This is a genomic window from Streptomyces sp. PR69, assembly GCF_026420845.1.
In the GTDB taxonomy this organism is placed as follows: domain Bacteria; phylum Actinomycetota; class Actinomycetes; order Streptomycetales; family Streptomycetaceae; genus Streptomyces.
Window position 1 is genome coordinate 1 of record NZ_JAOWCB010000036.1, and the last position, 25,177, is coordinate 25,177.

General features: G+C 72.5%; 19 protein-coding genes and 1 pseudogene. 15 read left to right on the top strand and 5 right to left on the bottom strand.

The window, feature by feature from the left end; genetic code table 11:
- The 12 genes and pseudogenes from OF819_RS25030 to OF819_RS25085 form a co-directional block, all read left to right on the top strand.
- Positions 1–376, top strand: a pseudogene (locus tag OF819_RS25030) (hypothetical protein); the annotation flags it as partial.
- Between the two features lie 20 nt (positions 377–396).
- Positions 397–3,213, top strand: coding sequence for an excinuclease ABC subunit UvrA (gene uvrA / locus OF819_RS25035; RefSeq protein ID WP_267245893.1), 2,817 nt, complete (start codon positions 397–399; stop codon positions 3,211–3,213).
- Complete coding sequence (locus OF819_RS25040; protein WP_267245894.1) at positions 3,194–4,726, top strand: amino acid adenylation domain-containing protein; 1,533 nt, start codon at positions 3,194–3,196, stop codon at positions 4,724–4,726. The genes uvrA and OF819_RS25040 overlap by 20 nt, the downstream gene beginning before the upstream one ends.
- A gap of 136 nt (positions 4,727–4,862) precedes the next feature.
- On the top strand, positions 4,863–6,023 hold the full coding sequence (locus tag OF819_RS25045; protein WP_267245895.1) for a hypothetical protein: 1,161 nt from the start codon (positions 4,863–4,865) through the stop codon (positions 6,021–6,023).
- Positions 6,024–6,066: 43 nt separating this feature from the next.
- The gene (locus tag OF819_RS25050) at positions 6,067–7,356 is read left to right on the top strand and encodes a nucleotide sugar dehydrogenase (protein WP_267245896.1); all 1,290 of its coding nucleotides are present in this window, start codon (positions 6,067–6,069) and stop codon (positions 7,354–7,356) included.
- The gene (locus tag OF819_RS25055; RefSeq protein ID WP_267245897.1) at positions 7,349–8,320 is read left to right on the top strand and encodes an NAD-dependent epimerase/dehydratase family protein; all 972 of its coding nucleotides are present in this window, start codon (positions 7,349–7,351) and stop codon (positions 8,318–8,320) included. The genes OF819_RS25050 and OF819_RS25055 overlap by 8 nt, the downstream gene beginning before the upstream one ends.
- Positions 8,317–9,399, top strand: coding sequence for a glycosyltransferase family 4 protein (locus tag OF819_RS25060; protein ID WP_267245898.1), 1,083 nt, complete (start codon positions 8,317–8,319; stop codon positions 9,397–9,399). Before OF819_RS25055 ends, OF819_RS25060 begins: the two co-directional genes overlap by 4 nt.
- Positions 9,400–9,568: 169 nt before the next feature.
- Positions 9,569–10,732, top strand: coding sequence for a DegT/DnrJ/EryC1/StrS family aminotransferase (locus OF819_RS25065; RefSeq protein ID WP_267245899.1), 1,164 nt, complete (start codon positions 9,569–9,571; stop codon positions 10,730–10,732).
- A complete protein-coding gene (locus OF819_RS25070) occupies positions 10,729–12,618 on the top strand; it encodes a beta-galactosidase (protein WP_267245900.1) in 1,890 nt (629 codons plus the stop codon). Before OF819_RS25065 ends, OF819_RS25070 begins: the two co-directional genes overlap by 4 nt.
- On the top strand, positions 12,615–13,496 hold the full coding sequence (locus OF819_RS25075; RefSeq protein ID WP_267245901.1) for an amidohydrolase family protein: 882 nt from the start codon (positions 12,615–12,617) through the stop codon (positions 13,494–13,496). The genes OF819_RS25070 and OF819_RS25075 overlap by 4 nt, the downstream gene beginning before the upstream one ends.
- Positions 13,493–14,536: an alcohol dehydrogenase family protein gene (locus OF819_RS25080; protein WP_267245902.1), complete on the top strand. Its 1,044-nt coding sequence runs from the start codon at positions 13,493–13,495 to the stop codon at positions 14,534–14,536. The genes OF819_RS25075 and OF819_RS25080 overlap by 4 nt, the downstream gene beginning before the upstream one ends.
- Positions 14,533–17,748, top strand: coding sequence for an amino acid adenylation domain-containing protein (locus tag OF819_RS25085; protein ID WP_267245903.1), 3,216 nt, complete (start codon positions 14,533–14,535; stop codon positions 17,746–17,748). Before OF819_RS25080 ends, OF819_RS25085 begins: the two co-directional genes overlap by 4 nt.
- Positions 17,749–17,795: 47 nt before the next feature.
- Here OF819_RS25085 and OF819_RS25090 read toward each other — a convergent pair whose 3' ends face one another.
- On the bottom strand, positions 17,796–18,638 hold the full coding sequence (locus OF819_RS25090; RefSeq protein ID WP_267245904.1) for a thioesterase II family protein: 843 nt from the start codon (positions 18,636–18,638) through the stop codon (positions 17,796–17,798).
- A gap of 80 nt (positions 18,639–18,718) precedes the next feature.
- Between OF819_RS25090 and OF819_RS25095 the strand changes: the two genes are divergently transcribed.
- A complete protein-coding gene (locus OF819_RS25095; protein WP_267245905.1) occupies positions 18,719–19,579 on the top strand; it encodes an iron-containing redox enzyme family protein in 861 nt (286 codons plus the stop codon).
- Positions 19,576–19,947: a Rieske (2Fe-2S) protein gene (locus tag OF819_RS25100; protein WP_267245906.1), complete on the top strand. Its 372-nt coding sequence runs from the start codon at positions 19,576–19,578 to the stop codon at positions 19,945–19,947. The genes OF819_RS25095 and OF819_RS25100 overlap by 4 nt, the downstream gene beginning before the upstream one ends.
- Positions 19,948–19,981: 34 nt before the next feature.
- Here the strand turns inward: OF819_RS25100 and OF819_RS25105 are convergent, their stop codons facing one another.
- Positions 19,982–20,965, bottom strand: coding sequence for a hypothetical protein (locus OF819_RS25105; RefSeq protein WP_416370620.1), 984 nt, complete (start codon positions 20,963–20,965; stop codon positions 19,982–19,984).
- A 108-nt stretch (positions 20,966–21,073) separates the two neighbouring features.
- Here OF819_RS25105 and OF819_RS25110 point away from each other — a divergent pair, with 108 nt between their 5' ends.
- Positions 21,074–21,787, top strand: coding sequence for a sugar phosphate nucleotidyltransferase (locus tag OF819_RS25110; RefSeq protein ID WP_267245907.1), 714 nt, complete (start codon positions 21,074–21,076; stop codon positions 21,785–21,787).
- A gap of 734 nt (positions 21,788–22,521) precedes the next feature.
- On the opposite strand, the gene OF819_RS25115 is transcribed toward OF819_RS25110, so the two are convergent.
- The 3 genes from OF819_RS25115 to OF819_RS25125 all read right to left on the bottom strand — a co-directional run bounded on the left by OF819_RS25115 (position 22,522) and on the right by OF819_RS25125 (position 25,106).
- Complete coding sequence (locus OF819_RS25115; RefSeq protein ID WP_267245931.1) at positions 22,522–23,190, bottom strand: nucleotidyl transferase AbiEii/AbiGii toxin family protein; 669 nt, start codon at positions 23,188–23,190, stop codon at positions 22,522–22,524.
- A gap of 5 nt (positions 23,191–23,195) precedes the next feature.
- The gene (locus OF819_RS25120) at positions 23,196–23,588 is read right to left on the bottom strand and encodes a hypothetical protein (RefSeq protein WP_267245932.1); all 393 of its coding nucleotides are present in this window, start codon (positions 23,586–23,588) and stop codon (positions 23,196–23,198) included.
- Between the two features lie 645 nt (positions 23,589–24,233).
- A complete protein-coding gene (locus OF819_RS25125; RefSeq protein ID WP_267245908.1) occupies positions 24,234–25,106 on the bottom strand; it encodes an undecaprenyl-diphosphate phosphatase in 873 nt (290 codons plus the stop codon).
- Between the last annotated feature and the right edge of the window lie 71 nt (positions 25,107–25,177).

Here is a 25,177-nt window from a genome sequence, read left to right on the forward strand (position 1 = left end):
GCACGCCGCGGGACCGGCGGTCCCCGGCGGCGCGTGCGCCACCGGACTGCTCGCCCGCGAGGCGGCGGACGGCGGCCTGGAACTCCTCGGCCACCGTGCCGACCAGCGGGTCGACGCGGCCGGCTACACCGTCCGCCCCGCCGAGAGCCGCTGGGTCCTCACCTCCCTGCCGGAAGTGGCCGACGCCCGCGTCGGGTTCGACCCGGACGGCGTGCTGAGCGCCCGGATCACCCCGCGCCCCGCGGACGACGGCACCCCGGCCGCCGTGGACGCGGCGGCGCTGACGCGGCGCCTGCGCACCCTGCTCCCCGGATACCTGCGCCCCGTCCGGCTGGTGGTGGACCCGCCGGCCCACGGGACGCTCCCGCACCACTGAACGACGTCCAGGAAGAACTGGTGAGTGTATTGAGCAAGGCCGACCACGGCGGCGGCACGCGCCCCGCCGCACACGATCCGCGCGACTGGATCGTGCTCCGCGGAGTACGGGAGCACAACCTGCGGATCGAGGAGCTGGCCGTGCCGCGGCACGGGGTGACGGTGTTCACCGGCGTTTCGGGCAGCGGCAAGTCCTCGCTGGCCTTCGACACGATCTACGCCGAGGGCTATCGGCAGTACCTGGACAGCCTGTCCGCGTACGTGCGCCGCAAGCTGCCCAAGGTTCCCCGGCCTGCGGTGGAGTGGATCAGCGGTCTGAGCCCCACCGTGGCCATCGAGCAGCGCACCATCAGCCGCAACCCGCGGTCCAACGTGGGCACCATCACTGAGATCTCGGACCGGCTGCGGCTGCTGTACGCGCGGGCCGGACGGCACGAGTGCCGTGGCTGCGGCCAGGACGTCTACCCGCGCGACGTCACCGAGCACCTGCGGGCCCTGGCGGCGGCCGCGGCGACCGGCCCGCTGGAACTGGTGCGGCCCGCCGCCGACGGGCCCGGCGGACCGGCGGCCGAACGGGTCCTGCTGCTGGCGGCCTGCCCGGACGATGATGAGCTGGCCCGGGCCCGGCAGGCCGTCGAAGCGGCCCACCGCGACGGGAGCCGGTTGGTCGCCCTCCGGGACGGAAGCCCGGTCCGCCACCTGACGGCCGGCTGGACCTGCCCCGACTGCGGGACGGAAGCACGCGCCACCTCCTCCCACTGGTTCACCCCGAACTCGCCGGCAGGCATGTGCGAGGACTGCCAGGGGCTCGGCTTCACCTACCGCGTCGACCCGGCCCTGCTGGTCGGCGACCCCGACGCATCAGTGCGTTCCGGCGCGCTGACCTTCTTCGGGGACCGCACCCGCAGCAAGAAGACCTGGTGGCCGCTGCGCGAGCTGCCCACCGTGCTGGAGCTCGCCGGTGCCGGCCTGGACACGCCCTGGCGCCTGCTCCCCGAGGGCGTGCGGGAGCTGGTCCTCACCGGCGCCACCGCGCACCCCCTGCCGGAGCCGCTCGCCCGCGAACTGGCGGCCAAGCCGTTCGACGGCCTGGCGCAGCACCTGGAGAGGCTGTTCCGTGAGGCCGACTCGCCCGAACGCAAGTCCTTCTACCAGGTGTTCATGGCCGCCCGCGGCTGCACCGGCTGCGGCGGCACCCGCCACCACCCCGAGGCGCTCGCCGTGCGCCTCGCGGGCCTGAACATCGCCGAGGTGAACGCGCTGCCCGTGACCCGGCTGGTCGACTGGCTGGCAGCGGTCCGCGCCGAACTCGCCCCGACCTTCCTCGCCGAGCTGGCGGAAGAGCTGCTGGCCCAGATCGGCACGCGGCTGACCTTCATGCTCGACGTGGGCCTGGGCTACCTCTCGCTCGACCGCTCCGCGCCCACCCTGTCCGCGGGCGAGGGCCAGCGGCTCCGGCTGGCCCGGCAGCTCGGCTGCGGACTCGTCGGCGTCACCTACGTGCTGGACGAGCCGTCCATCGGGCTGCACGCCCGGGACAACGCGCGGCTGATCGCCCTGCTTCGGCAACTGGCCGACGCGGGCAACACGGTGCTGGTCGTCGAGCACGACCAGGAGACCATGGAGACCGCCAACCACCTGGTCGACCTCGGGCCGGGCGCGGGTACCCGGGGCGGAACGGTGATCGCGGCCGGGCCCACCGCCGAGGTGGTCGCCCACCCCCGCTCCCGGACCGCCGCCTACCTGCGCGGGGAGCTGGTTGTCGGCTCCCCCCGCACGGCCCGGCGGCGCCCCGGCGACGCCTGGCTGACCGTCCGCGGAGCCCACCTGCACAACCTGCGCGGCGTGGACGCCGCCCTGCCGGTCGGCCTGCTGACCTGCGTGACCGGGGTGAGCGGCAGCGGCAAGAGCTCCCTGATCACCCGTACCCTGCAGCCCGCCCTGGAGCGGGCGCTGAGCTGCCGGCACGCCCCCACCGGGCCGTTCACCGAACTGACCGGCTGGGAGTCCTTCAGCCGGGTGGTCACGGTCACCCAGGAGTCCATCGGCGCCTCCTCCCGGTCCACGCCGGCCACCTACGTGGGCGTCTTCGACGAGATCCGCAAGCTCTTCGCGAAGACCGACGAGGCCGTCCGGCGCCGCTGGTCCACCGCCATGTTCAGTTTCAACACCGAGAAGGGCGGCCGCTGCGACCGCTGCGCGGGCAAGGGCACGATCCGCATCGAGATGCTCTTCCTCGCCGACTTCTCGGTGCGCTGCCCCTCCTGCGACGGGCGCCGTTATCACCCGCGCGTCCTGGAGGTCACCTGCCGGGGGCGGGACATCGCCGAAACCCTGGACCTGGAGGTCGCCGAGGCGCTGGAGGCGTACGCGGACGTCCCCGCGATCGCCCACCCGCTGCGGATGCTGTGCCAGGTGGGTCTCGGCTACCTCCGGCTCGGCCAGGACACCACCACCCTCAGCGGCGGCGAGGCCCAGCGGCTCAAGCTCGCCCGGGAGCTGATGCGCCGGGACGACGGCCGGACGCTGTACCTGATCGACGAGCCGACCACCGGACTGCACTTCTCCGACGTGGAGGTGCTGCTGGGCGTCGTCCACGACCTGGTGGACCTCGGCAACACCGCGGTGGTGATCGAGCATAGCGTCGAGTTCGCCGCCGCCTGCGACTGGATCGTCGACCTGGGCCCGGGCGGCGGCGAGCACGGCGGTGAACTGGTCGCCGCCGGCCCGCCGGAGGAGGTCGCCGCCCACCCCGCGAGCGCACTGGCGCCCTATCTGGACCGCCAGCTTCAAGTCATGTCGAGCAGAGGAGAACACCGTGCCGGGACTGAGCGCTGAACCGGTCGTCGACGTCGTCGCCGCCTTCGGGCGATGGGTGGAGCGTGAGCCAGGGCGGCCCGCGGTCACCGGCGAGGGCCGTACCTGGACGTACGGCGAACTGGGCGCGGCCGCCGATCGCGTCGCCGGGCGCCTGCGGGCGCTGGGCGTCGGCGCGGAGAGCCGGGTCGCCGTGCTCGCCGGACGCACGCCCGAGATGCTCGCTGCCCTCGTGGGAGTCCTCAAGGCGGGTGCCGCCTACGTTCCGTTGGACCCGGCCTATCCGCGCGAGCGGATCGGCTACATGCTCGGCGACTCCGGCGCGGCGGCCGTGCTGGCCGAGCGGCGGCACGCCGGCTCACTGGACTACGACGGCCCAGAACTGGTCCTGGAGGAGCTGGTGGCGGGACCGCACGACCCGCCGGGGGAGCCGGCCGCGCCGGTGACCGGGGGGCAGCTCGCCTACGTGATCTACACCTCGGGGTCCACCGGACGGCCCAAGGGGGTGCTGGTGCCCCGGGCGGCGATGAGCGAGTTCGTCGCCGCGGCGGCGGCCCTGCTGGGCCCGGTCGCCGCCGCCACCATGGTGGCCACCTGCCCCACCTCGTTCGACTTCTCGGTCTGCGACGTCTTCACCCCGCTCTACGCGGGTGGCCACGTGATGCTGGCCCAGGACGTGTTCTCGCTGGTCGAGCCGGACGGCTGGGTCACCGGGGACGCCGTCTGCGCGGTCCCCTCGGCGCTCGCGCAGATGGTGGCCCTGGGCGGACCGCCGCCACGGATCAAGGCCGTGCTCACCGGCGGCGAGGCGATGCCCAAGGCGCTGCTGGCCGAGCTGCGGGCGCGCGGGGTGACCCAGGTGTTCAACATCTACGGGCCGACCGAGACCACCGTCTCGGCGGCCGCCGCCCTGCTCGACTGGGACGACGAACTCGTCTCCATCGGAACGCCGTTGCCGGCGATCCGGGCGTACGTGCTGGACGAGCAGCTGCGCGAGGTGCCGGACGGCACCCCGGGCGAGCTGTTCGTCGGCGGGGCCCAGGTCGCCCGCGGCTACCAGGGGCGCCCCGGGCTGACCGCGGAGCGGTTCCTGCCGGACCCGTTCTCCGGCGAGCCGGGCGCCCGCATGTACCGGACCGGGGACCGCGTGTGCCGGCGTCCGCAGACGGGTCTGCTGGACTACTTCGGGCGGCTGGACGCGCAGGTCAAGGTGCGCGGGTTCCGGGTGGAACTCGGCGAGGTGGAAGAGGCGTTGACATCCTGCCCGGGTGTCGTACACGCTGCGGTGGCACTCCGTGACGATCTTGCCGGCGGTCCCCGCCTGGTGGCGTACACGGCTCCGGCCGGCCCCTCGGCGCCGACCGGGGAGCAACTGCGGGACCACCTCAGGCGCAGCCTGCCGGAGCACATGGTGCCCAGTCAGTTTGTCCGACTGGACGCCCTGCCCCTCACCCCCATCGGCAAGCTCGACCGCAAGGCACTGCCCGCGCCGGCCCTGCGCCGCTCCCGGGCCGAGGTGCTGCCCAGCCGGTGACCGCGGCGAAATCTTCCGCGGACCACTGAGAATCCATTTCTTATCTTTGTCGATCGAGCGGAACACGATAAGCTCGCGGCATACGGACCACGGCTCAAGGAAACTACTCCAGGGGCCTGTTGGAGGTTGAATACCGGTGCGCCTTCTCGCGATCGAACGGGACCAGTTCGAGGACCGGCTCAGGGGTATATTCGGACCGCGGATCACTCCGGTCGAGGAATCCTTCGACATCATTCAGAAATTCAAGGACGGATCGTTCGCCATGGGGCATATCGGCCTCATGCTCTATGCGAACGGATACAATCTGCGGGGGGCCAGCAGCAAGTACCCGAACGGGCTCGTCTACCACGACGGGAGCAACATCTTCGGGGTGGGGTACTTCAGCAAGGAGGGGCACGTCGCCAAGCACCTCCACATCGTCGCCCCGAAGGGCCCGACCCGGGTCGAGGCGGTGCGGGAGTTCATCGCCGCGGTCCGCGCGGCGGGCCTGGCCAAGGAGTCGGTGTACGTCCGACACCTGTTCGCCGAGGACCGCGACGCCTTCCTGGCGGCCGGGTTCACGGGGATCGAGACGGACCCGTGGCACCTGGGCGCCCCGGAGGAGGACGAGACCTACCCCAACCGCGTCTACTACCTGGACGAGCTGTTCGAGCAGGACGCGGACGGCGCCCTCCAGGTGGCCAAGCTGGCCGGCGAGGAGCGGCGGAAGTACAAGAACAAGAACAAGCTGGCCTACCGGCGGTTCCAGAACTTCCTGGAGCGCAATCCCCACCTCTCCTTCGAGATCGATCCCTACCATTACTCGGGACCCGAGAAGGAAAGCGCCCGCAGCGTGGTCGAGAGCTACTTCCAGGCCCGCCGCGAACAGGGCACCGTGGTCGGCTCGACCCCCGAGGACTATTTGGCCATCGTCCGCGAGAAGCCGGGCGGAGAAAATGAGCGTGACTATTTCTCCTACCTGGGGAACATTGTCACCGAGGATGGCGAGAGGTTCCCCGCGATGTTCTTCGCGGGGGAGCGGATAGGGGAGCGCCGGGCCGCCTTGTACTGCACGATGACAATGCGTTTCCGTGAGCGGCTGACCGGGCTCTTCAAAGACAGCACCGGATTCACCGCGATTCCCCAGTACGTCTGGCTCAACGTGTTCCGGCTCATGTGGGAGCAGGGAATCCGCGAAGTGGACGCCGGAGGTTCCGAGGTCAAGGGCCTCGACGATCAGAAGCGCCAGCTGGGCGGAAAGCCGGAGAAGACCTTCTGGGTCGTCGGGGCCGCGGCCGGCGACTCGTCGGCCGCCTGATGTGACCAGTGTCGAAGTCGAGGGGGAAATGATGGAGTCAACCATGTCCAATGCGGACTACGACGTCTGCGTCGTGGGACTGGGGTACGTCGGCGTCACGCTCACCGCGGCTCTGCTGAAGACCGGCAGGAGCGTCCTGGGCTACGAGTACAACAAGTCCGTCGCCGAGGACCTGGACGCCGGCGTGCTCCAACTCGCCGAGCCCGGCGTCGAGGAGGTCATCCGCGCGTCCGTCGGCTGCCGGCTGCGGGTCACCTCCGAGCTCGGGGCCGGCCCGCTCCCGCCGGTGGTCATCATCTGCGTCGGCACCCCGATCGAGGCCGGCGGCACCGACCCCAACCTGAAGCACCTGGAAGCGGCGGTGGAGACCATCACCGAGGGGATCGACGAGCAGACCCTGGTGATCGTCCGCAGCACGGTGCCGGTGGGCACCACCCGCAACCTGGTGCTCCCCCTGCTGCGCCGCAAGGTCGCCCGGCCGCTGGTCGCCTTCTGCCCTGAGCGGACCATCCAGGGAAAGGCGTTGGACGAGCTGCTCTCCCTGCCGCAGATCGTCGGCGGCATCGACGACGAATCGGTGCGCCGGGCCACCGAGCTGTTCGCCTCCCAGACGCCCACCGTGGTGCCGGTCTCCTCGGTCGAGGCCGCCGAGATGATCAAACTGATCTGCAACTGCCACACCGACCTGATCTACGGGTTCGGAAACGAGGTGGCACTGATGGCCGAGAAGCTGGGCCTGGACGCGGTGGAGCTGATCAAGAGCGCCAACTTCGGCTACCCGCGGCCCGACCTCAGCCTCCCCGGGTTCGTAGGCGGCAGCTGCCTCACCAAGGACCCGTACCTGCTCATGCACGCGCTCAAGCCGCACGACCACACGCCCGGCATGATCGCCGCGGCGCGGCAGCTCAACGAGTCACTGCCGCGCCGGATCGGCGAGCGCGTCCTGGCCGCGCTGTGGGAGCAGGGCTGCGACCCCGCCGGCGCCCGCGTGCTGGTGTCCGGCTTCGCCTACAAGGGCCAGCCCGAGACCGACGACCTGCGCGGCGCCGCCTACGAGGGCCTGCTGGAACTGCTGCGCGGTCGGGTCGGTGAGATCGTCGGCCACGACTTCGCGGTCCCGCGCGAGCGCATCGCCGCGCTCGGCGTACGCCCGGTGGACCTGGCGGAGGGCTTCGAGGGAGCCCATGCCGCCGTGATCCTCAACAACCACCTCTCCTACCGCGACCAGGACCTGGACGCGCTGGTGGCCACCATGCGGCCGCCGGCGGTGGTCTACGACACCTGGCGCATCCTCCCCGCCACGTCGAACGTAATGAGGCTCGGCCATGCGTAAGAAGATCCTGATCACGGGCGGCGCCGGATTCATCGGCATGCACCTCGCCCGCCGGCTGGCCGACGAGCACGACGTCACCGTCGTCGACGACTTCAGCCGCGGACGCCACGACACCGAGCTCGACGCACTCCGCTCCAAGGTCACCGTGTTCACCCACGACCTGACCCTGCCACTCCCCGCCGACCTGCCGCGCGACTTCGACGAGGTCTACCACCTCGCCGCCGTCGTCGGCGTCGTGTACTCCAACGAGGAGCCGCAGCGGGTGCTGCGCACCAACCTGCTGTCCACCATCCACGTCCTGGACTGGTTCAAGGAGCTCGACGGGGCCACCCTCTGCTTCGCCTCCTCCAGCGAGGCCTACGCCGGCAGCGTCACCGCGGGCGTGGCGCCCGTGCCGACCCCCGAGGACGTCCAGCTGGTCGTTTCCGCCCCGACCGTGGCCCGCTCCTCGTACGGCTTCAGCAAGATCGCCGGCGAGCTGCTCTGCCGCAACTACGCCCAGGCGTACGGCTTCCCGCTGCGGATGGTCCGCTTCCACAACGTCTACGGGCCCCGCATGGGGTACGAGCACGTCATCCCGCAGTTCATCGAGCGGCTGCTCGGCGGCGCCGACCCGTTCCAGATCCACGGCGCCGACCAGTTCCGGGCGTTCTGCTACGTCGAGGACGCCGTCGAGGCCATCGCCGCGCTCACCGCACTGCCGACCAAGGAGACCCTCCTGGTCAACGTCGGCAACGACCGCGAGGAGATCCGTATCGACGACCTCGCCCGCGTGGTCTTCGACGTGGTCGGTCGCCACCCGGAGCTCGACGTCCACCCGGCGCCGCCGCTCTCCCCGGAGCGCCGCGTCCCGGACATCTCCCTGCTGCGCTCCCTGGCCGGCTACGAACCGCGCACCGCCCTGCGCGAGGGCGTCCGCCGCACCTACGAGTGGTATGCCGCCGCCCGGGAGCAGCGGGCATGACGTCGGTGCGGGTGGTCCACCGCGGCTACTTCCCGGCCCGCGCGGGCGCCGAGGTGATGGCCCAGTACCTCGCCGAGTCGCTGCGCCGACGCGGCCACCGGGTCGGGCTCTACTGCAGCGGCATGGACGGGGAGTCCGCTCGCTGGATGGCCTCGGCGGGGGTCGAGGTCGGCGTGCTGCCGGCCACGGCCCGGCCCGGGGACCGGCCCGACCTGGTGCACGCCGTCGACTGCGTCTGGCCGGACTACCCGCAGGCCGCGCTCCGGCTCGCCCGGGCGTGGCGGGTGCCCTTCGCGTTCACCCCGGCCTCCGCACCCGGCGTGTGGCGGGACCGGGAGGCCGTCCTGGAGGTCGCCCGGGCGGCGGACGCCGTCTTCGTGCTCACCGAGGCGGAACGCCGGGTGTTCGCCGGCGCCGGCGTCGCCCCGTCGGCCCTGCACCTCATCGGGCAGGGCCCCCACCTGAGCAGCACCGCGCCCGACGGCGCGGCCTTCCGGGCCCGCCACGGCATCGACGGGCCGATGGTCCTCTTCCTTGGCCGGAGGATGCGGACCAAGGGCTACGAGCTGCTGCTGCGGGCCGCCCGCACCGTGTGGGCGGACCACCCCGGCGCCCGGTTCGTGTTCGCCGGGCCCGACTGGGACGAGGACTGCGCGGAGGTGTTCGCCGCCCACCGGGACCCGCGGATCCTCGACCTCGGCCTGGTCGACGAGGCGGAGAAGGCCGACGCCCTCGCCGCCTGCGACCTGTTCTGCCTGCCGTCCACCGTGGACGTCTTCCCCCTGGTCTTCGTCGAGGCGTGGGCCAGCGGGAAACCGGTGGTCTCGGCCGCCTTCGAGGGCGGCGAGGAGGTCGTCCGACACGGTGTGGACGGTCTGCTGTGCGATCGCGATCCGGACGCCGTCGCGGCGGCCGTCGGCCGGCTGCTCGGCGACCCGGCCGCGGCGGCGGCCATGGGCGCGGCCGGACGCGCCCGCACCGAGCGGGAACTGGGCTGGGAAGCGGTGACCGACAAGGTCGAGGTCGTCTACGCCCGGCTCACCGCGCCCCGGGCCGGCTCCGCCGACAGCACCTCTTAGGCCGTTCCCCGGCGGTCCCTCCCGACCGGCGGGATCCCGGGGGGGCGACCCGCGCGCGTGCCGCCCGGCAGCCCGGCTGCCGGCGCCACGCGCACCGTGCCCGATGCACACGCACGCGGCACCCGATCGAACACCGCGCACCACCGGCGCGCGGGGGGATGGTGGAAAGATGTCCGACTGGAAGGTGAACCTCTACCGGCCGCGGCTCGGCTCGGCCGAGGCCGATGCCGTGGCGACCGTGCTGCGCTCGGGCTGGCTGTCGAACGGGCCGGTGACCCGGGAGTTCGAGGAGACGTTCGCCCGGGCCGCGGGCGCCGACGACGCCGTCGCGGTCAGCAACGGCACGGCCGCCCTGCACCTGGCCTTCCTCGCCCTCGGCCTCGGCCCCGGCGACGAGGTGGTGCTCCCGTCGCTGAGCTTCGTCTCCGCGGCGGCCGTCGTCACCCTCTGCGGAGCCACCCCGGTCTTCGCCGACATCACCGGCCCGGACGACCTGTGCGTGGCGCCCGGCGACGTCGCCGCCCGCATCACCCCCCGGACCAAGGCCGTCGTCGCCATGCACTACGGCGGGGAGGCGGCCGACCTGCCCGCGTTCGCCGCCCTCGCCCGCAAGCACGGCGTGGCCCTCGTCGAGGACGCCGCGCACGCCCCCGCGACCCGCTCCGCGCACGGCGCGTTGGGCACCGTCGGCGACATCGGCTGCTACAGCTTCTTCGCCACCAAGAACCTGGCCACCGGAGAGGGCGGCATGGTGGTCGCCCGGGACCCGCGGCTGCGGGACCGGATCCGCCGGCTGCGCTCGCACGCGCTCACCGTCAGCGCCCAGGACCGCCACCGCGGCGGCCCCTCCCTCTACGACGTCGACTCCTTCGGCCTCAACTACCGCCCCACCGAACTCGGCAGCGCCATCGGCCTGGTGCAGTTGGCCGACCTGCCCGAGCGGCAGCGGCGGCGGCAGGAGATCGTCAGCCGCTACCGCCGCGGTCTCGCCGGCACCCCCGGCCTCGGCCTGCCCTACCACGACCGGCCCGTGGAACTCGCGGCCCACCACCTCTTCGCGGTCCTGCTGCCGGAGGGAGCGGCCCGCGGCGCGGTCCAGGACGCGCTGCGCGCGGCCGGCGTGCAGAGCGGGGTGCACTATCCGCCCAGCCACCTGTTCACCGCCTACCGGGAACGCTTCGGCTACCGGGAGGGCGACCTCCCCGTCACCGAACGGGTGATGGAACGCCAGCTGTCGCTGCCGCTGCACGTGGACATGTCCGACGACGACACGGACTTGGTCGTCCACGCCCTGCGCGACGCCCTGTCCGGGGCTGCCGGGGTAGGCGCATGAGCGCGCACCAGGCCCATCGACACACTCTCCGGGACGGCGGGTTCCTGCGGGACGGCGAGCCGTACTTCAGCGTGGGCTTCAACTACCATCCCTCGTCCACCGGGTGCGACTACTGGCGGGACTGGGACCCCGAGCAGATCGGCGCCGACTTCGCACGGATGGCCGAACTCGGCTTCAACACCGTCCGGTTCTTCGTCTTCTGGGCCGACTTCGAACCCGAGCCCGGCGCGTACGACCCGGTCGCCACCGAGCGGCTGCGGACCTTCGCCGCCCTCGCTGCCCGCCACCGGCTGCAGCTGCTGCCGTCGCTGCTGACCATCTGGATGAACGGACAGCGCTTCGACCCGCCCTGGCGGGCCGGCCGGGACCTCTGGCACGACCCGGAGATGACCGAGCGCCAGCTCGGCTACGTCCGGCACATCGCACGGACCCTGCGCGACGCCGGGCGCGACGTCCTCGCGTACGACCTCGGCGACGAGGTCATCCACGTCGACCGGAACGCCTCCGGATCGCTCGGACCCGAGGGCGTACGCCGCTGGTGGGACCTGCTGGCCGGGGCCGTCCGCGAGGCCCACCCCGGCGCCCTAGTGCTCCAGGCCAACGAGGCGTCGGCGGTCACCGGGGAGCACTCCTTCCGCCCCGAGCACGCCGCACCGCTGGACCTGGTGGGCCTGCACGGCTTCCCGGTGTGGACCCCGTTCCACATGGAGTCCGTGGCCGCGCCCAAGGCCAGCTCCTTCGTGCCGTACCTGGTGCGCCGCGGCCTCGCCCACCGCCCGGTGCTGGTCGACGAGCTCGGCAGCTACGGCTGCGACGAGGAGACCGCCCGTGACTACCTGCGGGCCGCCGCCCACGCCGCACTGGCCGCCGGCGCCTGCGGAGTCATCGTCTGGTGCTGGCAGGACTTCATCACCGAGCGCAAGCCCTACGCCCTGCGCCCCAACGAACGCTTCGTGGGCCTGCTGCGCGCCGACGGCACGCCCAAACCGGCCATGGCGGCCTTCCGGGACTTCGCCCGGCGGGCCACCGGCGAACTGGCCGGGTTCCGCCCGCTTCCGGCCCCCGTCGGCATCCACCTGCCGGAACACCGGGAGGAAGGCGATGCGGGCTACCTCGCGAGCGGCGGTTCCGACGCGGCGGCTGGCTTCTACGCCGCCCAGCTGCTGCAACGCGCCCACCTGCCGTACGCGTTCACCTCCGGCGTCCCGGCCGCCCCGGACGGCCCCGGCGGCCACCGCATGCTGGTCTGCCCTTCGGTCCGCCACCTCACCCTGGCGGACCAGCAGGCCCTGGCCGGGTACGTGGCGGCCGGCGGCGTCCTGCTCTACACCGGTGGCGACCTGCTGCACGGCTTCGGCGGCGAGGAGCTGTTCGGGGTGCGGACCGCCGACTTCACCCTGCGGGCGGCCGACGTCGACTCCTTCACCTGGCAGGGAACGCTCTACCAGCTCGAGCGTGAACCGGGCCAGCTGCCCGTGCTCACCGCGACCACCGCCAAGGTCCTCGCCGAGTTCCCCGACGGCTCGCCCGCCCTCACCCGGCACCGCTACGGCCAGGGCGTCGCGTACCACCTCAACGCCCCGTTCGAGCGGCAGCTGAACGCCCCCTACCGGCTCCGGGAAGCCCCCTGGCATCAGCTGTACGCCGACGTCGCCGCCGCCGAGGGCCTCACCGGCGAACTCCTGGCCGGACCCACCGTGGACGACCCCGACGTCGAGGTCACCGTCCTCGGACGCGGGGACGAGCGCTGCGCGCTGGTGATCAACCACGCCCCCCGCCCGGTCCGTACGACCCTCCACCAAGACGGCCGCGCCGAACCTCTCGACCTCGGCCCCAAGGCTGTGCACCTGGCCACCTGGACCGAACGACGGAAGGCCCACGCGTGATCATCGACGCCCATGTCCACGCGGGCGAGTTCTACCGGCACTACACCGCCGCCTTCGCCGAGGAGATGATGGCCACCACCGGCATGCCGCCGGAGGCCCTCACCGCGCCGGAGGGCCGGCTCCTCGCCCACATGGACGAGGCCGGGGTGGACCGTGCCTTCCTCCTCGCCTTCGACGTCCAGCGGATCGAGGGGTTCAAGGTCCCCAACGAGTTCGTCGCCGATATCTGCGCCCGCCACCCCGACCGGTTCACCGGTTTCGCCTCGGTCGACGCCGGCACCGCCGGCGCCGCGGACGAACTCCGCCGGGCCGTCACCGAGCTGGGACTCGCCGGACTCAAGACCGCCCCCTGCTACCTGCGGATGTCCCCGGCCGACCCGCGCTGGAACGACGTGTACGAGGTCGCCCAGGAACTGGACGTTCCGGTCCTGGTGCACACCGGCTACACCCCGGCGAAGAAGGCGGACCCGCGGTTCTTCTCCCCCCGGCTGCTCGACCGGGTCGCCACCGACTTCCCCGGCCTGCGGCTGATCCTCGCCCACCTGGGCACCCCCTGGACCGATACCGCCCTGGACCTGATGTCCCGGCACCCGCGGGTCCACGCCGACCTGTCGATCTTCAGCTGGTACCGCCCGGCCACCATGGTCGCCGCCGCCCTCGCGCGGGCCCGCTCCCTCGGCGTCCTGGACCGCCTCCTGTGGGGCACCGACCACCCCTTCTGCACCATGACCGACTCGGTGTCCCGGATGCGGGAGCTCGCCACCGACGGCTCGCTCTGGCCCGACGGCACCGCCCTGACCCCGGCCGAGTACGCCTCCCTGATGGGCGGCGCGGCAGCCGGGCTCCTCGCCACGACCCACGGGGGAACGACCCGATGAAGACCCTGCAATGGCACGCCCCCTACGACGTCCGCGTCCTCGACGCCCCCGTGCCCGCCCTCGCCGGCCCCGGCGACGCCCTGGTCCGGGTGGTCCGCTCCGCGATCTGCGGCACCGACCTCCACCCCTACCGCGGCGAGATCCCCGGCTTCACCCCGGGCACGGTCACCGGCCACGAGTTCACCGGGGTCGTCGAGGAGACCGGCCCCGGCGTGCGCGGCTTCCGGCCCGGCGACCGGGTGGTCGCCTCCGACGTCATCGCCTGCGGCGGGTGCTGGTACTGCCGGCGCGGCTGGCACTACCAGTGCGCCGAGGTCGGCCTGTTCGGCTACGACACCGTGGTCGGCTCCACCGCGGTGGCCGGCGGCCACGCCGAGTACGTCCGGGTGCCGTTCGCCGACACCGTGCTCAGCCCCGTCCCCGACGGGGTCACCGACGAACAGGCGCTGTTCGTCGGTGACATCCTCGCCACCGGCTACGCCGCCGCCGAACGCGCCGGGGTCCGGCCCGGCGACACGGTCGCAGTGGTCGGCTGCGGCCCGGTCGGCCTGATGGCCCTCAAAGCGGCCGAGCTCATGGGCGCGGCCCGCGTCCTGGCGATCGACCCGGCCCCCGGCCGGCGCGCCATGGCCGAGGCCCAGGGCGCGGTGCCCCTGGAGACCGGCGACGACCTCGTCGAGCAGGTCCGCGAACTGACCGGCGGCCGCGGTGCCGACGTGGTCCTCGAAGCCGTCGGGGTGGACGCCTCGCTGCTCAGCTCGCTGGAGATCGTCCGGCCGTGCGGCACCGTGTGCGCCGTGGGGGCGCACGCCTCTGCGGCCATGCCGATGCCCACGGGGCTCGCCTTCGGCAAGGAGCTCACGCTCCGGTTCGCCGTCGGCGACCCGATCAGCTCCCGCGACCGGCTGATGCCGCTGATCCGCAACGGCCGCATCGACCCCACCTTCGTCATCTCCCACCGCTTTCCGCTCGCCGAGGCCGCCGAAGGCTTCAAGGTGTTCGACTCCGGCCAGGCCACGAAGGTGGTACTGGTCCCGTGAACTCCCCCCACCGCCCCGACCCTTCCGCGGGAGCGCCGGACACCCTCCCCGCCCTGCTTGCGGAGCGGGTCCGCAGCACCCCCGACGCCGACGCCCTGCGCTGCGGCGGCGCCCGGCTCAGCTATCGGGAACTCGACCGGCGGGCCACACTGCTGGCCGGCCGGCTGCGCCGGGCCGGCGTCGGCCCGGACGTCCCCGTCGGCATCCACCTGCACCGCTCGGTGGAACTGGCCGTCGCCCTGTTCGCCGTGCTGAAGGCGGGCGGGGCGTGCGTACCGCTGGACCCGGCCTACCCGGCCGAGCGGCTCGCGTTCGTCCTCGGCGACGTCCGGGCCCCGGTGCTGCTCACCGGCACCGGCCTGACCGACCGGCTCCCGGCGCACACCGCCCGCGTCCTGCTCGTGGAGGCCGGGGACGCGACGCCGCCCGCGGGCGCCGCCGCCGACGACGAGGGAGCGGACACCAGGACCCCGCCGCACCCCGGGCACCTGGGCTGGATCGCGTACACCTCCGGGTCCACCGGCCGCCCGAAGGGCGTCCCGCTCGGCCAGGGGGCGCTCGCCGCCCTGGCCAGGGGCATCGCCGGCCGCCTGGACCTCACCCCGGCCGACCGGGTCCTTCAGTTCGCCTCCGTCGGCTTCTCGGTGGCAGCCGAGGAGGTCCTGGCCACCTGGGCCGCCGGAGCCTGCCTGGTCATGGACCCCGAAGGCGAACTGGCCGACAGCGCCCGGCTGCTCGCCCTCGTCGAACGCGAACGCGTCTCCGTCCTCCAGCTGACCCCGTCCTACTGGTACGAGTGGCTGCGTGAACTCGACGGCGGGCAGGGGCCGGTCGCCCCGTCCTCGCTCCGGCTGCTCGTCGTCGGCAGCGAACCCGTGGCCGTCGATCGGGTCGCCGACTGGTGCGCCACCGGGGTACGCCTGGTCCAGGAGTACGGCGCCACCGAGGCCACCGTCTCGCAGCTGCTGTACGAGACCCAGGCCGGCCCCGAGGAGATCCGCGGCTGGGACCGGCTGCCCATCGGCACCCCGCTGCCGGGGGTGCGCGCCCACGTCCTGGACGACCGGCTGGAGCCCGTGCCCGACGGCGAGGCCGGGGAGCTCTATCTGGGCGGCCCCGGGGTGTCGCGCGGCTATCTCGGACTCCCCGCCCTCACCGCCGACCGGTTCCTGCCGGACCCGTTCACCGACCGGCCCGGCGGCCGGATGTACCGGACCCGGGACCTGGCCCGCCGACTGCCCGGCGGGGCGCTGGAGTTCCTCGGCCGCATCGACTACCAGCTCAACGTCCGCGGCATCCGTATCGAGCCCGGCGAGGTCGAGAACGCCATCGGCCAGTTCCCGGGCGTCCTGGAGAGCGTCGTACTGGCCCGGCCGGACGACTCCGGCGCGGACCAGCTGGTCGCCTGCGTCGTGTGGGCGGGGGAGCCGCAGGTGCGGGGCCTGCGCGCCCGGCTCCGGGAGGTGCTGCCGCCGGCCCTGGTCCCCGCGAGGTTCGCGGCCCTGCCCGCCCTCCCGCTCAACGCCAACGGCAAGGTGGACCGGCAGGCCCTGCGCACGCTCCCCCTCGACCTGTCCTCCGGCCCGGCCGGGACGGGCACGGGCACCCCGCTCACCACGCTCCAGGCAGCGCTGACCGAAGTCTGGGAGGAGGTCCTCGGCACCGCCCCGATCGGACCGGACGACGACTTCTTCGAGCTTGGCGGCGACTCGCTGACCGCCGTCCGGCTGGCCGCCGCCTGCCGCGCCCGGCTCGGCACGGACGTCCGCCAGCGCACCCTGTTCCAGTCGCCCACGGTGGCCGCGCTCGCCGCGGAGCTTGGGGGCGCCGCCCCCGACGCCGTCCGGCCGCAACCGCACCCGGCCCCCGTCTCGGCCGACGAGGATGGCCGTCCCGGAGCCGTCCCGGCCGCCTTCGCCCAGCAGCAGATGTGGCTGCTGCACAAGCTCGCCCCCGGCTCGCCCCGGTTCAACGAGCCGGTGGTGCTGCGGCTCTCCGGACCGCTGGACCGCGCCGCCCTGCACACGGCGCTGGGCGCCCTGGTCGCCCGGCACGCCGCCCTGCGCACCGTGTTCGCGACCGAGGGCGGCCTGCCGGTGCAGATCCTGCGGGACCCCTACCGGCCGGAGCTGCCCCTGCTGGACCTGACCGGGCAAGGCTGGGACGCCGCCGACGCGGTGGTGGCGCGGCTGGTGCGCGAGCCCTTCGACCTGACCCAGGGCCCGCTGCTGCGGTCCTCCCTGGTCCGCCGCGGCCCCGAGGACCACCTGCTGGTGCTGGTCCTGCACCACATCGTCTTCGACGGCGGCTCGATGGAGGTCCTCTTCGACGAGCTCGGCCCGCTGTACGCCGCCGCGGCGGCCGGCACCGACGCCGCGCTGCCGGCCCCCGCCGCCTCCTACGCCGACTGGGCCCGCGAGCAGCACCGGCAGGCGGCCGAGCAGGGGTACGACGAGCAGCTGGCGTACTGGCGCAAGCAGCTCGCGGGCGCGCCGGAGACCACTCGCCTGCCCGCAGCCCCCGAGGGGCCTGCTCTCGCAGGCCACCGCCGCGGCGGTGGCGGCAGGGGCGCCGTGCACGCCTTCTCCGTGCCCGCCCCGCTCACCGCCCGGCTGCGGGAGCTCGCCGGGGCCGAGCGGGCCACGCTGTTCATGGTGCTGCTGAGCGCCTTCCAGGAGCAGGTGCATCGGGCCACGGGTGCCCGCGACCTGGTCGTGGGCACCCTCACCTCGGGCCGTGACCGGCCCGAACTGGACGGGTTGGTGGGCATGTTCGTCAACACGCTCTGCCTCCGGACCGAGCTGGAGCCCAGCCGGTCGTTCCGCGAGCTGCTGTCCTCGGTGCGCCGCACCGTGCGCGAGGCGCTCGCCCACCAGGACGTGCCGTTCGAGCGGGTGGTGGAGGAGCTGAGGCCCGCCCGCGGCCGCGGGCACAGCCTGTTCTTCCAGCTGATGTTCTCCTACGGCAGCACCCCGTCCCGGGGGCCCGCACTGCCGGGCCTGGCGTGCGAGGTGGTGCCCTGCGACACCGGCACCGCGAAGTTCGACCTCACCCTCGCGCTGGACGAGGACGACGCGGGCGGTCTCACCGGCCGGCTGGAGCACGACCTCGACCGCATCGGCGCGGCGGCCGCCCGGGAGCTCGCGGAGGGCTACCTCGCCCTGCTGGAGCGGGCCGCCGCCGACCCCGGCCACCTGGTGGGTGCCGGATGACCGGGATCCGGCCGCGTCCCGCGGTGGACGGCCGTTCCGGGCCGCGGTCAGGCTGCGGGGCCGCCCGCAAGGGGCAGTCGGCGGGCCACCTCGGCCACCAGGGCCCGCTCGTGCTCGCGCAGGTAGAAGTGGCCGCCGGGGTAGGTCAGCACCTCGGACCCGGCGCCGGTGACCTCCTCCCAGCTGGCCAGCTCGGCCACCGGGCAGGCCGGGTCGTCCTCGCCGCCGAACACGGTGACCGGTACGTCCAGCCGCTCCTCGGGCGCCGCCGGTCGGTAGCGGTCCAGCATGGTGTAGTCGGCGCGCAGCGACGGCATCAGCAGCTCCCGCATGTCGGGGTGCTCGTAGGCGTCGGCGTCGGTGCCGGACAGCGCCCGGACCACGGCGATCAGCGACGCGTCGTCCAGGCCGGGACGGCGCCGGCCGCCGTAGCCGACGTGCGGGGCGCCGCGTCCGGACACCATCAGCCGCGGTACCTCCTGCCCGTCCTGCCGGAGGGCGCGGGCCACCTCGTAGGCCACCGCAGAACCCATGCTGTGCCCGAACATCACGAGGGGGAGGCCGGTATGGGCCTTCAGGGCCACGGCCACCGCGGCGGCGAGCTCCGGGAGGGACTCGAAGCAGGGCTCGGCGATCCGGTTTTGCCGTCCCGGGTACTGCACGGCCAGCAACTCGACGCCGTCCGGCAGCAGTTGCGGCCAGCCGAAGTAGCCGGTCGCGGTGCCGCCCGCGTGCGGGAAGCACACGAGCCGCACCCGGGCGCCGTCGACCGGGTACCGCCGGAACCAGGGATCGCCGTGGTCCACCCTCGGACGCTGCGCCGCCACCATGACCACCCCGTTCCCGCCCGCGTCCCGCAGCCCCCAGCGGGCGGAAGGACGACCGGCCACTTGATCAACGGCGTCACCCTACCAACGGGCTCGCCCCGCCCTACCGGTGACTTTCGACCCGAGCCGCACTGGAGCACCGCATGACCACGGCACCGACCGACCACTGGACACCCTGCACCGCGATCGACCAGAAGCGGCTGTACGACCTCTACACCAGCGTGCCCACGGCCGCCGGGTACGAGGAGATGCTCGGGATGGAGGAGCGCTGGATCGACGCGATCGCCGAGGGCCACCGGCGCAGCGCCCCGCAGTTCGCCTCGCACACCGAGCTGTTGCGCGAGCTGTCCGGCTTCCTCGCCCGGGAGGGCACGGTGGCCTCCGACAGCCACCGGTTCCTCGCGGAGGAGGCGACCCTCGACCAGTTCCGCGTCGTCGTGGGCGAGTTCGCCCTCGACGGGCTCACCGAGTCGCTCAACCTGCTGCCGGTGGTCCCGCGACTGCCCTACAAGGCCGGCATGGCCGTGTTCCGCGTGATGGTGGACGAACTGGGCTGCGGCAACGACGACCAGGCGCACTCGGAGCTCTACCGCGAGCTGCTGCGCGAGCTGGACATGCCGACCGAGGTCGAGGCATACCGGGCCGGGGCCAGCCCGCAGAGCCACGCCTACGTCAACATGTTCCACTGGCTGGCCTCGCGCGCGCCCTCCCCGGAGTACTTCCTCGGCGGCTATGCGTACTTCGAGGCCAGCGTGCTCTACGGGTTCCGCAGCTTCGCCCAGGCCGCCCGGCGGCTCGGCCTGAAGGCGGCCCGGTACTACACCGAGCACCTGTACATCGACACCTACCACAGCAAACAGATGCGGGTGGCGATCCGGGAGACCCAGGCGGCGCGCGGGCTCGACCTGGCCAAGGTGTGGGCCGGGGTCGAACTGACCAGCGCGATCGTGCACGACGCGACGGAGACGGCGATATCCCTGGCCCGGGAGGCGGGCGGGGCATGACCACCACCGCTTCCGAGGACGCGCGGGACACCGGCGCCCCGCAGACCGCCCATCCCCCGCAGGACTCCCGCGTCCAGCAGGTCAGCGAACGGCTGATCCTGGTCGAGGCAGGCGGCAGGCGGCTGCTCACCGACGCCGTCTGCCCGCACCGCAAGGGTTGGATGCGCTACGGCCACCTGGATGCCGAGCGCATGCTGCTCCGCTGCCCGCTGCACCACTCGGCCTTCGACCTCTTGGGCGGCGGCCGCCGCGTCGCCGGACCGGCCTGCGACGTCCTGCGGATCGTCGCGGAGCTGCCGGCCGGGGCGCCCGTACCGCCGGAGGACGAACTGCGCCGCCTGGAGGGGCGACTCGATGCATTGGACTGACCCCGGCTCCGCACCGGCGGACGGGCGGCGCGGGTCAGCCCGCGGGGGCGGCTCCGGGGGCCCCCGCGCCGTCCTGGCCGGCGAGTTCCGCGAGCAGGACCGCCCGGAGCTCCTCGTAGGTCGGCGCGAGCTCGCGCAGTCCGGCGACCACCGCCGCGTCGTCCAGCGTCACCAGCGGGTACTGGAGGCCGCCCAGGATCCGCGCCTGGCGGGTCAGGACCCCGGCCGAGCCGGCGAAGCCGATGCCCGCGAGGCAGGAGGCCGCGTCCGAGGTGCGCCGGGCACCGGCCCGGAGGGAGAACTTCTCCATCATCTGCCGGATGTCCGGGTCGAGCCCGTCCGCCACCTGCTCGGCCAGCCGTTCCAGGCCCGCGGCGCCGCCGAGCGATCCGGGCGGCAGGTCGGACCCGGCGGAGGTCTCGTGGGCGCGCAGCAGCTCCGCGGCCCGCGGCAGCGAGGCCCGTACGGCCTCGGCGGCCGTGGTCTCCCGGCTGCGGGTGAAGCCGGTCCGCATCACGAAGGGCCGGTCCACGTAGTCGATCTGCTCGGCCTGCCAGGCGGCGAGGAAGGCCGGTACCGGCAGCGTCGCCCACGGGTGGCCGTGCGGGTCGTGGAAGACCACGGTGTCCTTCTCGACGGCCACCACCAGGACGTAGTGGTCGGCTCCGACGGCCGTGCCGGAACCGGGCTGCTGGAGCAGCAGGCCCATCTCCAGCGGCCCCGCCAGTACCGGGCCCCGCTCCACCGCCCGGCGCAGCCGTTCCTCGGCCTCCTCCGGGCTCTCGCCGTCCGTGCGCAGGCACTCCCACCCGAGCAGCCCGAGGGCCGACTCCAGCCCGTTCTCCGGGTCCCAGCCGAAGGGGTCGAAGAACGGCAGCGCCCCGTCGATCAGCTGGAAGCCGAACGGTGACCCCGTCAGCACCTCCAGCACTGGCGTGCCGGGTGAACCCGGCCCCAGCGCCATGGCGAGCGAGTTGGAGAAGCAGTAGGGGCCGGAGCCGATGTAGGGGAACAACACGACCTCATCACCTGGAACTTGACAGCACGATCCCGCTCACCTTAGGCACCGCGCCTGGCCCACACCACTCGGCTCACAGTGCACCACCTCCGCAGAAGGGACTTGATCATGCACGCTTTCATCATGGCCGGTGGCAAGGGCATCCGGCTGCGGCCCTACACCACTGCGCTGCCGAAGCCCCTGGTCCCCATCGGCGACCAGCACGCGATCCTGGAGATCGTGATGCGGCAGCTGTCCGCGGCCGGTTTCACCCGGGTCACCCTTGCGATCGGACACCTGGGCCACATCATCCGCGCCTACGTGGGCGACGGCAGCCAATGGGGCCTGGAGGTCGAGTACGCGGTGGAGGACAGCCCGCTGGGCACGCTCGGCCCGCTGGTCATGATGCGCGACCGGTTGCCCGAGACCTTCCTGGTGATGAACGGCGACATCCTCACCTCGCTGGACTACGCCGCAGTGCTCGAACGGCACCGCACTGGGGGAGCCCCACTGACCATCGCCACCCACAACCGGCAGGTGACCATCGACTTCGGCGTGCTCTCCACGGACGAGGGTCGCGTCACCGAGTTCCGGGAGAAACCGAGCCTGGCCTACCAGGTGTCCATGGGCGTGTACGGGCTGAGCCGCACGACCTTGGAGGGCTACCACCCGGGCCTTCCGCTGGGCTTCGACGAACTGGTCCTGGACCTGCTGAAGCAGGGCACGCCCCCGGCCACGTACGAGTTCGACGGCTACTGGATGGACATCGGGCGCCCCGAGGACTACGACCGGGCGAACACGGAGTTCGTCACCCACCGCGACCTGCTGCTCGGCAGCGGCTGAGGACCACTGCCGGCCCGCCCAACCGCGCCGCGCCGCCCGAAGCAATTCCGGCGGCGCGGCGCCGTCGCACGCTCGTCTGGTGGCTGCGGGCCTGGAGGTCCCTCTGGGGGTCTGCGAGTGTGCGTCGGCAGTGCGCACGTAGCGCCCATGGCGCCCGTAATGCACATTGATCTTGAGTTCGATTTGCGCCATGTAAGCCGCTGACCTGTAGTTTTCTTTAACCTGTTCCGTGTGGACCTCTTTCTTGTGGCGCATCACGTGGAGTGGTGGCGATCTTGGAGCCGGCCGCAAAGGGCTCCTGGCCTGCGTTTGCCCCTGCATTTTATGCGCGGTATGGGCGTTACAGGCGATGTCTTGACGCTGAAATGACGCTCGTGACGCTCGTTCTGATGGCGTGTCGGGTGCGCCGGTGGGCTGGCTGGTCGGGCTGCTGGAGCAGTGTTGGCGAGCGAGGAGCTCTTCTTTTCGCCACCTCAGCGGCGGTCGTCCGCGCTGATAGCACGTCGTCAGACTGCGGGCTCGAGGGAAGTCAGTTCCTCAGAGCGTGGACGCCCGAAGTGCTTGCCGAGCTCTACCTTCGTGGCGTGGCCTGGCTGCCCGGAGGAGTCGGATGTTGGCCGTATCGCCCGTGAGGGGCCAGTTTGCCTAGTGCCGTGGGGATATTTCCACGGCACCGTACTTGCCCCTCGCTCGGCTTCCCTGGGCTCCCGTTCCCGGTGGTCGGCCAGATGTGATCAGTCGATGTCCGGATTATCCGACTCTTCGAGGAGTCGGGCCGCGAGGTCGTCGGCCCACTCCACGGCCCAGGCGCGAAGAGCGGTGATGGTGGCCTGGTCCAGGCCGTAGGCGGCGAAGGCTTCGTCGTCGGTCCACTCGGATCCGGCGAGGTTTGCCTGCAGGTCTTCGCGCTCGAAGCGGCCGCGGGCGTGGCGGCGGCCGAATTCTTCGAGATCGGCAGAGCTCCAGCGGCGCGAGGCTGCGAACACGTCGATCAGGTCACGGGGTGCTCCGCGGTCGGCGAGGGCGCGGACCTTGGTCCCGATCACGTCCTCCTCCGCGAGGACGGGCCCGTACGGGCTCTGGGCGACCGGCCGCCAGAAGATCTCCTTGAGGATGTCGACCTCGCAGTCCTGCCCGGTGGCCGGGTCGGCCACGGTGAAGCGGGCGGACAGCGGGGCCGTCTCCAACGCGTGCACCTTCCAGCCGCGGGCTTCCAGGCCGGCGCGGAGCGTGGCCGCGATGTCGGCCATGGGCGCCGGGTTCTCGGTGGCGACATCGAGGTCCTGGCTGGGGCGGTTCACGAGGCGGTGCGCCCGCACGGCATACCCGCCAGTGAGGACCAGGGGATACGGGGAGCCGAGCGCGATCACATCCGCCAGGAGCCGCGCGTGCAGCTCCGGCATGTCCGTCACGCGGCTGCCTGGGTGCGGGAGGCGAGCTGAGGAAAGGCGTCCTCCCACACGGTGCGCACGGTGCGGCCGACGAGAGTGCGCAGCACCGGCCACAGCTGGAGGAGCAGGTCCTGGTTGAGGTAGCGGGGCAGGTCGTCGTGCAGGCCCTCATGCAGGACAGTGCGGTACAGGCCCATGCGCTGGCGCGGCTTGCCCAGGTCGTACGAGGTCATCCCGGACCAGGCCATGTGCAGCGGCAGCTCGACGACCCCCTGGGTCGGGCCGTGCAACTCGTCCAGCGACTCCGGCAGACGGCACCGGAACTTCTCCCGGTACAGCGCGAGGTCCTCGGCGTCCGTGCCCGAGAGGTTCTTCGACGCGGGTGCGGGGTGGTGCGGGCTGGAGGGCATGCCTCCCATTATGGCGGCAGCTTCCCGCTCGCCGAGCAGCTGGACGCGGCCGATCACCGGCCGATATCCACCGGCAGGAAAGCCGGAACGGTCCGCCGCCGCGGCAAACTCGTTGGCGCGGGCGTCTCTGGACATGCGGACGAGGGCAATGCGGTAGAGGGCTGAGTTGGCTCCGCGATTACCGCTGCGCGGGACGGCAACCAAGGCCCAGATCCGCGCCTTGGTTGCCGGCCAGCTCCGGCAAGCTCATGGGTCTGGCCGGCTACGGCAACCCCGACCGCTGCACCCTCGACTTCCTACCGCCCGCGCTGGCGGCTCGTCGAGAAGGAGCTGAGCGACGTCATCGTGACGGCCGCAGTGGCACTTGCCACCATCAGCCCGGACCCGGAGAAGGCGCTCGCCGGCCGTGTCCAGGGCCTGCTGGCGCGCCTCAGCCTCGACTGACCCGGGCCGGCCGCCACGCAGAAGGGCCCGCACAGCTGCTGCTGTGCGGGCCCTCCTTTCTGCTCCCGACTTTGCAGGTGCGCACTTCTGGCTGATCGTCTCCCAGTCTCCTGGGTGGGAGACGAGTGGGAGATGATCATGGCGTGGTGATGCAGTCAGGCGCTAGGAAATGCTAGATAGCGCTACCTGTGCGGCCCTGATTCAGCCGCCGGATTCTCCGGCGTGCGGGCTGAGCACATCAGTTCCGACCAGGATGAACAGCACAAGTCCCAAGATGACTCGGTAGATCACAAACGGCATGAAGCTCTTCGTAGTGATGAACTTCATGAACCAGGCGATGACCGCGTAGCCGACCGCGAAGGCGATGACCGTCGCGAAGATCGTCGGCCCCCACGACACATGCCCCTCTCCCACATCCTTCAGCTCGTACGCCCCCGAGGCCAGCACGGCCGGGATGGCCAGCAGGAACGAGTAGCGGGCCGCCGCCTCGCGGGTGTAGCCCATCAGCAGGCCGCCGCTGATCGTGGCCCCGGAGCGGGAGACGCCCGGGACCAGCGCCATGGCCTGGCACATGCCGAAGATCAGGCCGTCCCGGATGCCCAGCTGCTGGAGCGTTTTGCGCTCCCGGACGGCGCGGTGCCGGCCGCCGGTCTCGTCGCGCGCGGCCAGCCGGTCGGCGATGCCAAGCACCAGACCCAGCACGATCAGGGTGGTGGCGATGAGCCGCAGATCGCGGAAGGGGCCCTCGATCGCGTCCTTGAGGGTGAGGCCCAGCACACCGATCGGAATGGAGCCGACGATCACCAGCCAGCCCATCTTGGCGTCGTGGTCGCTGCGCATCTCCTTGTCCGTCAGCGAGCGCGTCCACGCCGACAGGATCCTGAGGATGTCCTTGCGGAAGTAGATCAGCACGGCCGTCTCCGTGCCGATCTGGGTGATCGCCGTGAAGGCCGCCCCCGGGTCCTCCCAGCCGGCGAAGGCCGCGGTGAGCCGCAGATGCGCGCTGGAGGAGATCGGCAGAAACTCGGTCAGCCCCTGGACGAGCCCGAGGATGAATGATTCGAACCAAGACATGGAAAACTAAGCCACCCAAGAGATGATCACGTATGACCGGCCGACGCGTGCTCCCGATCTCCCGATCATGC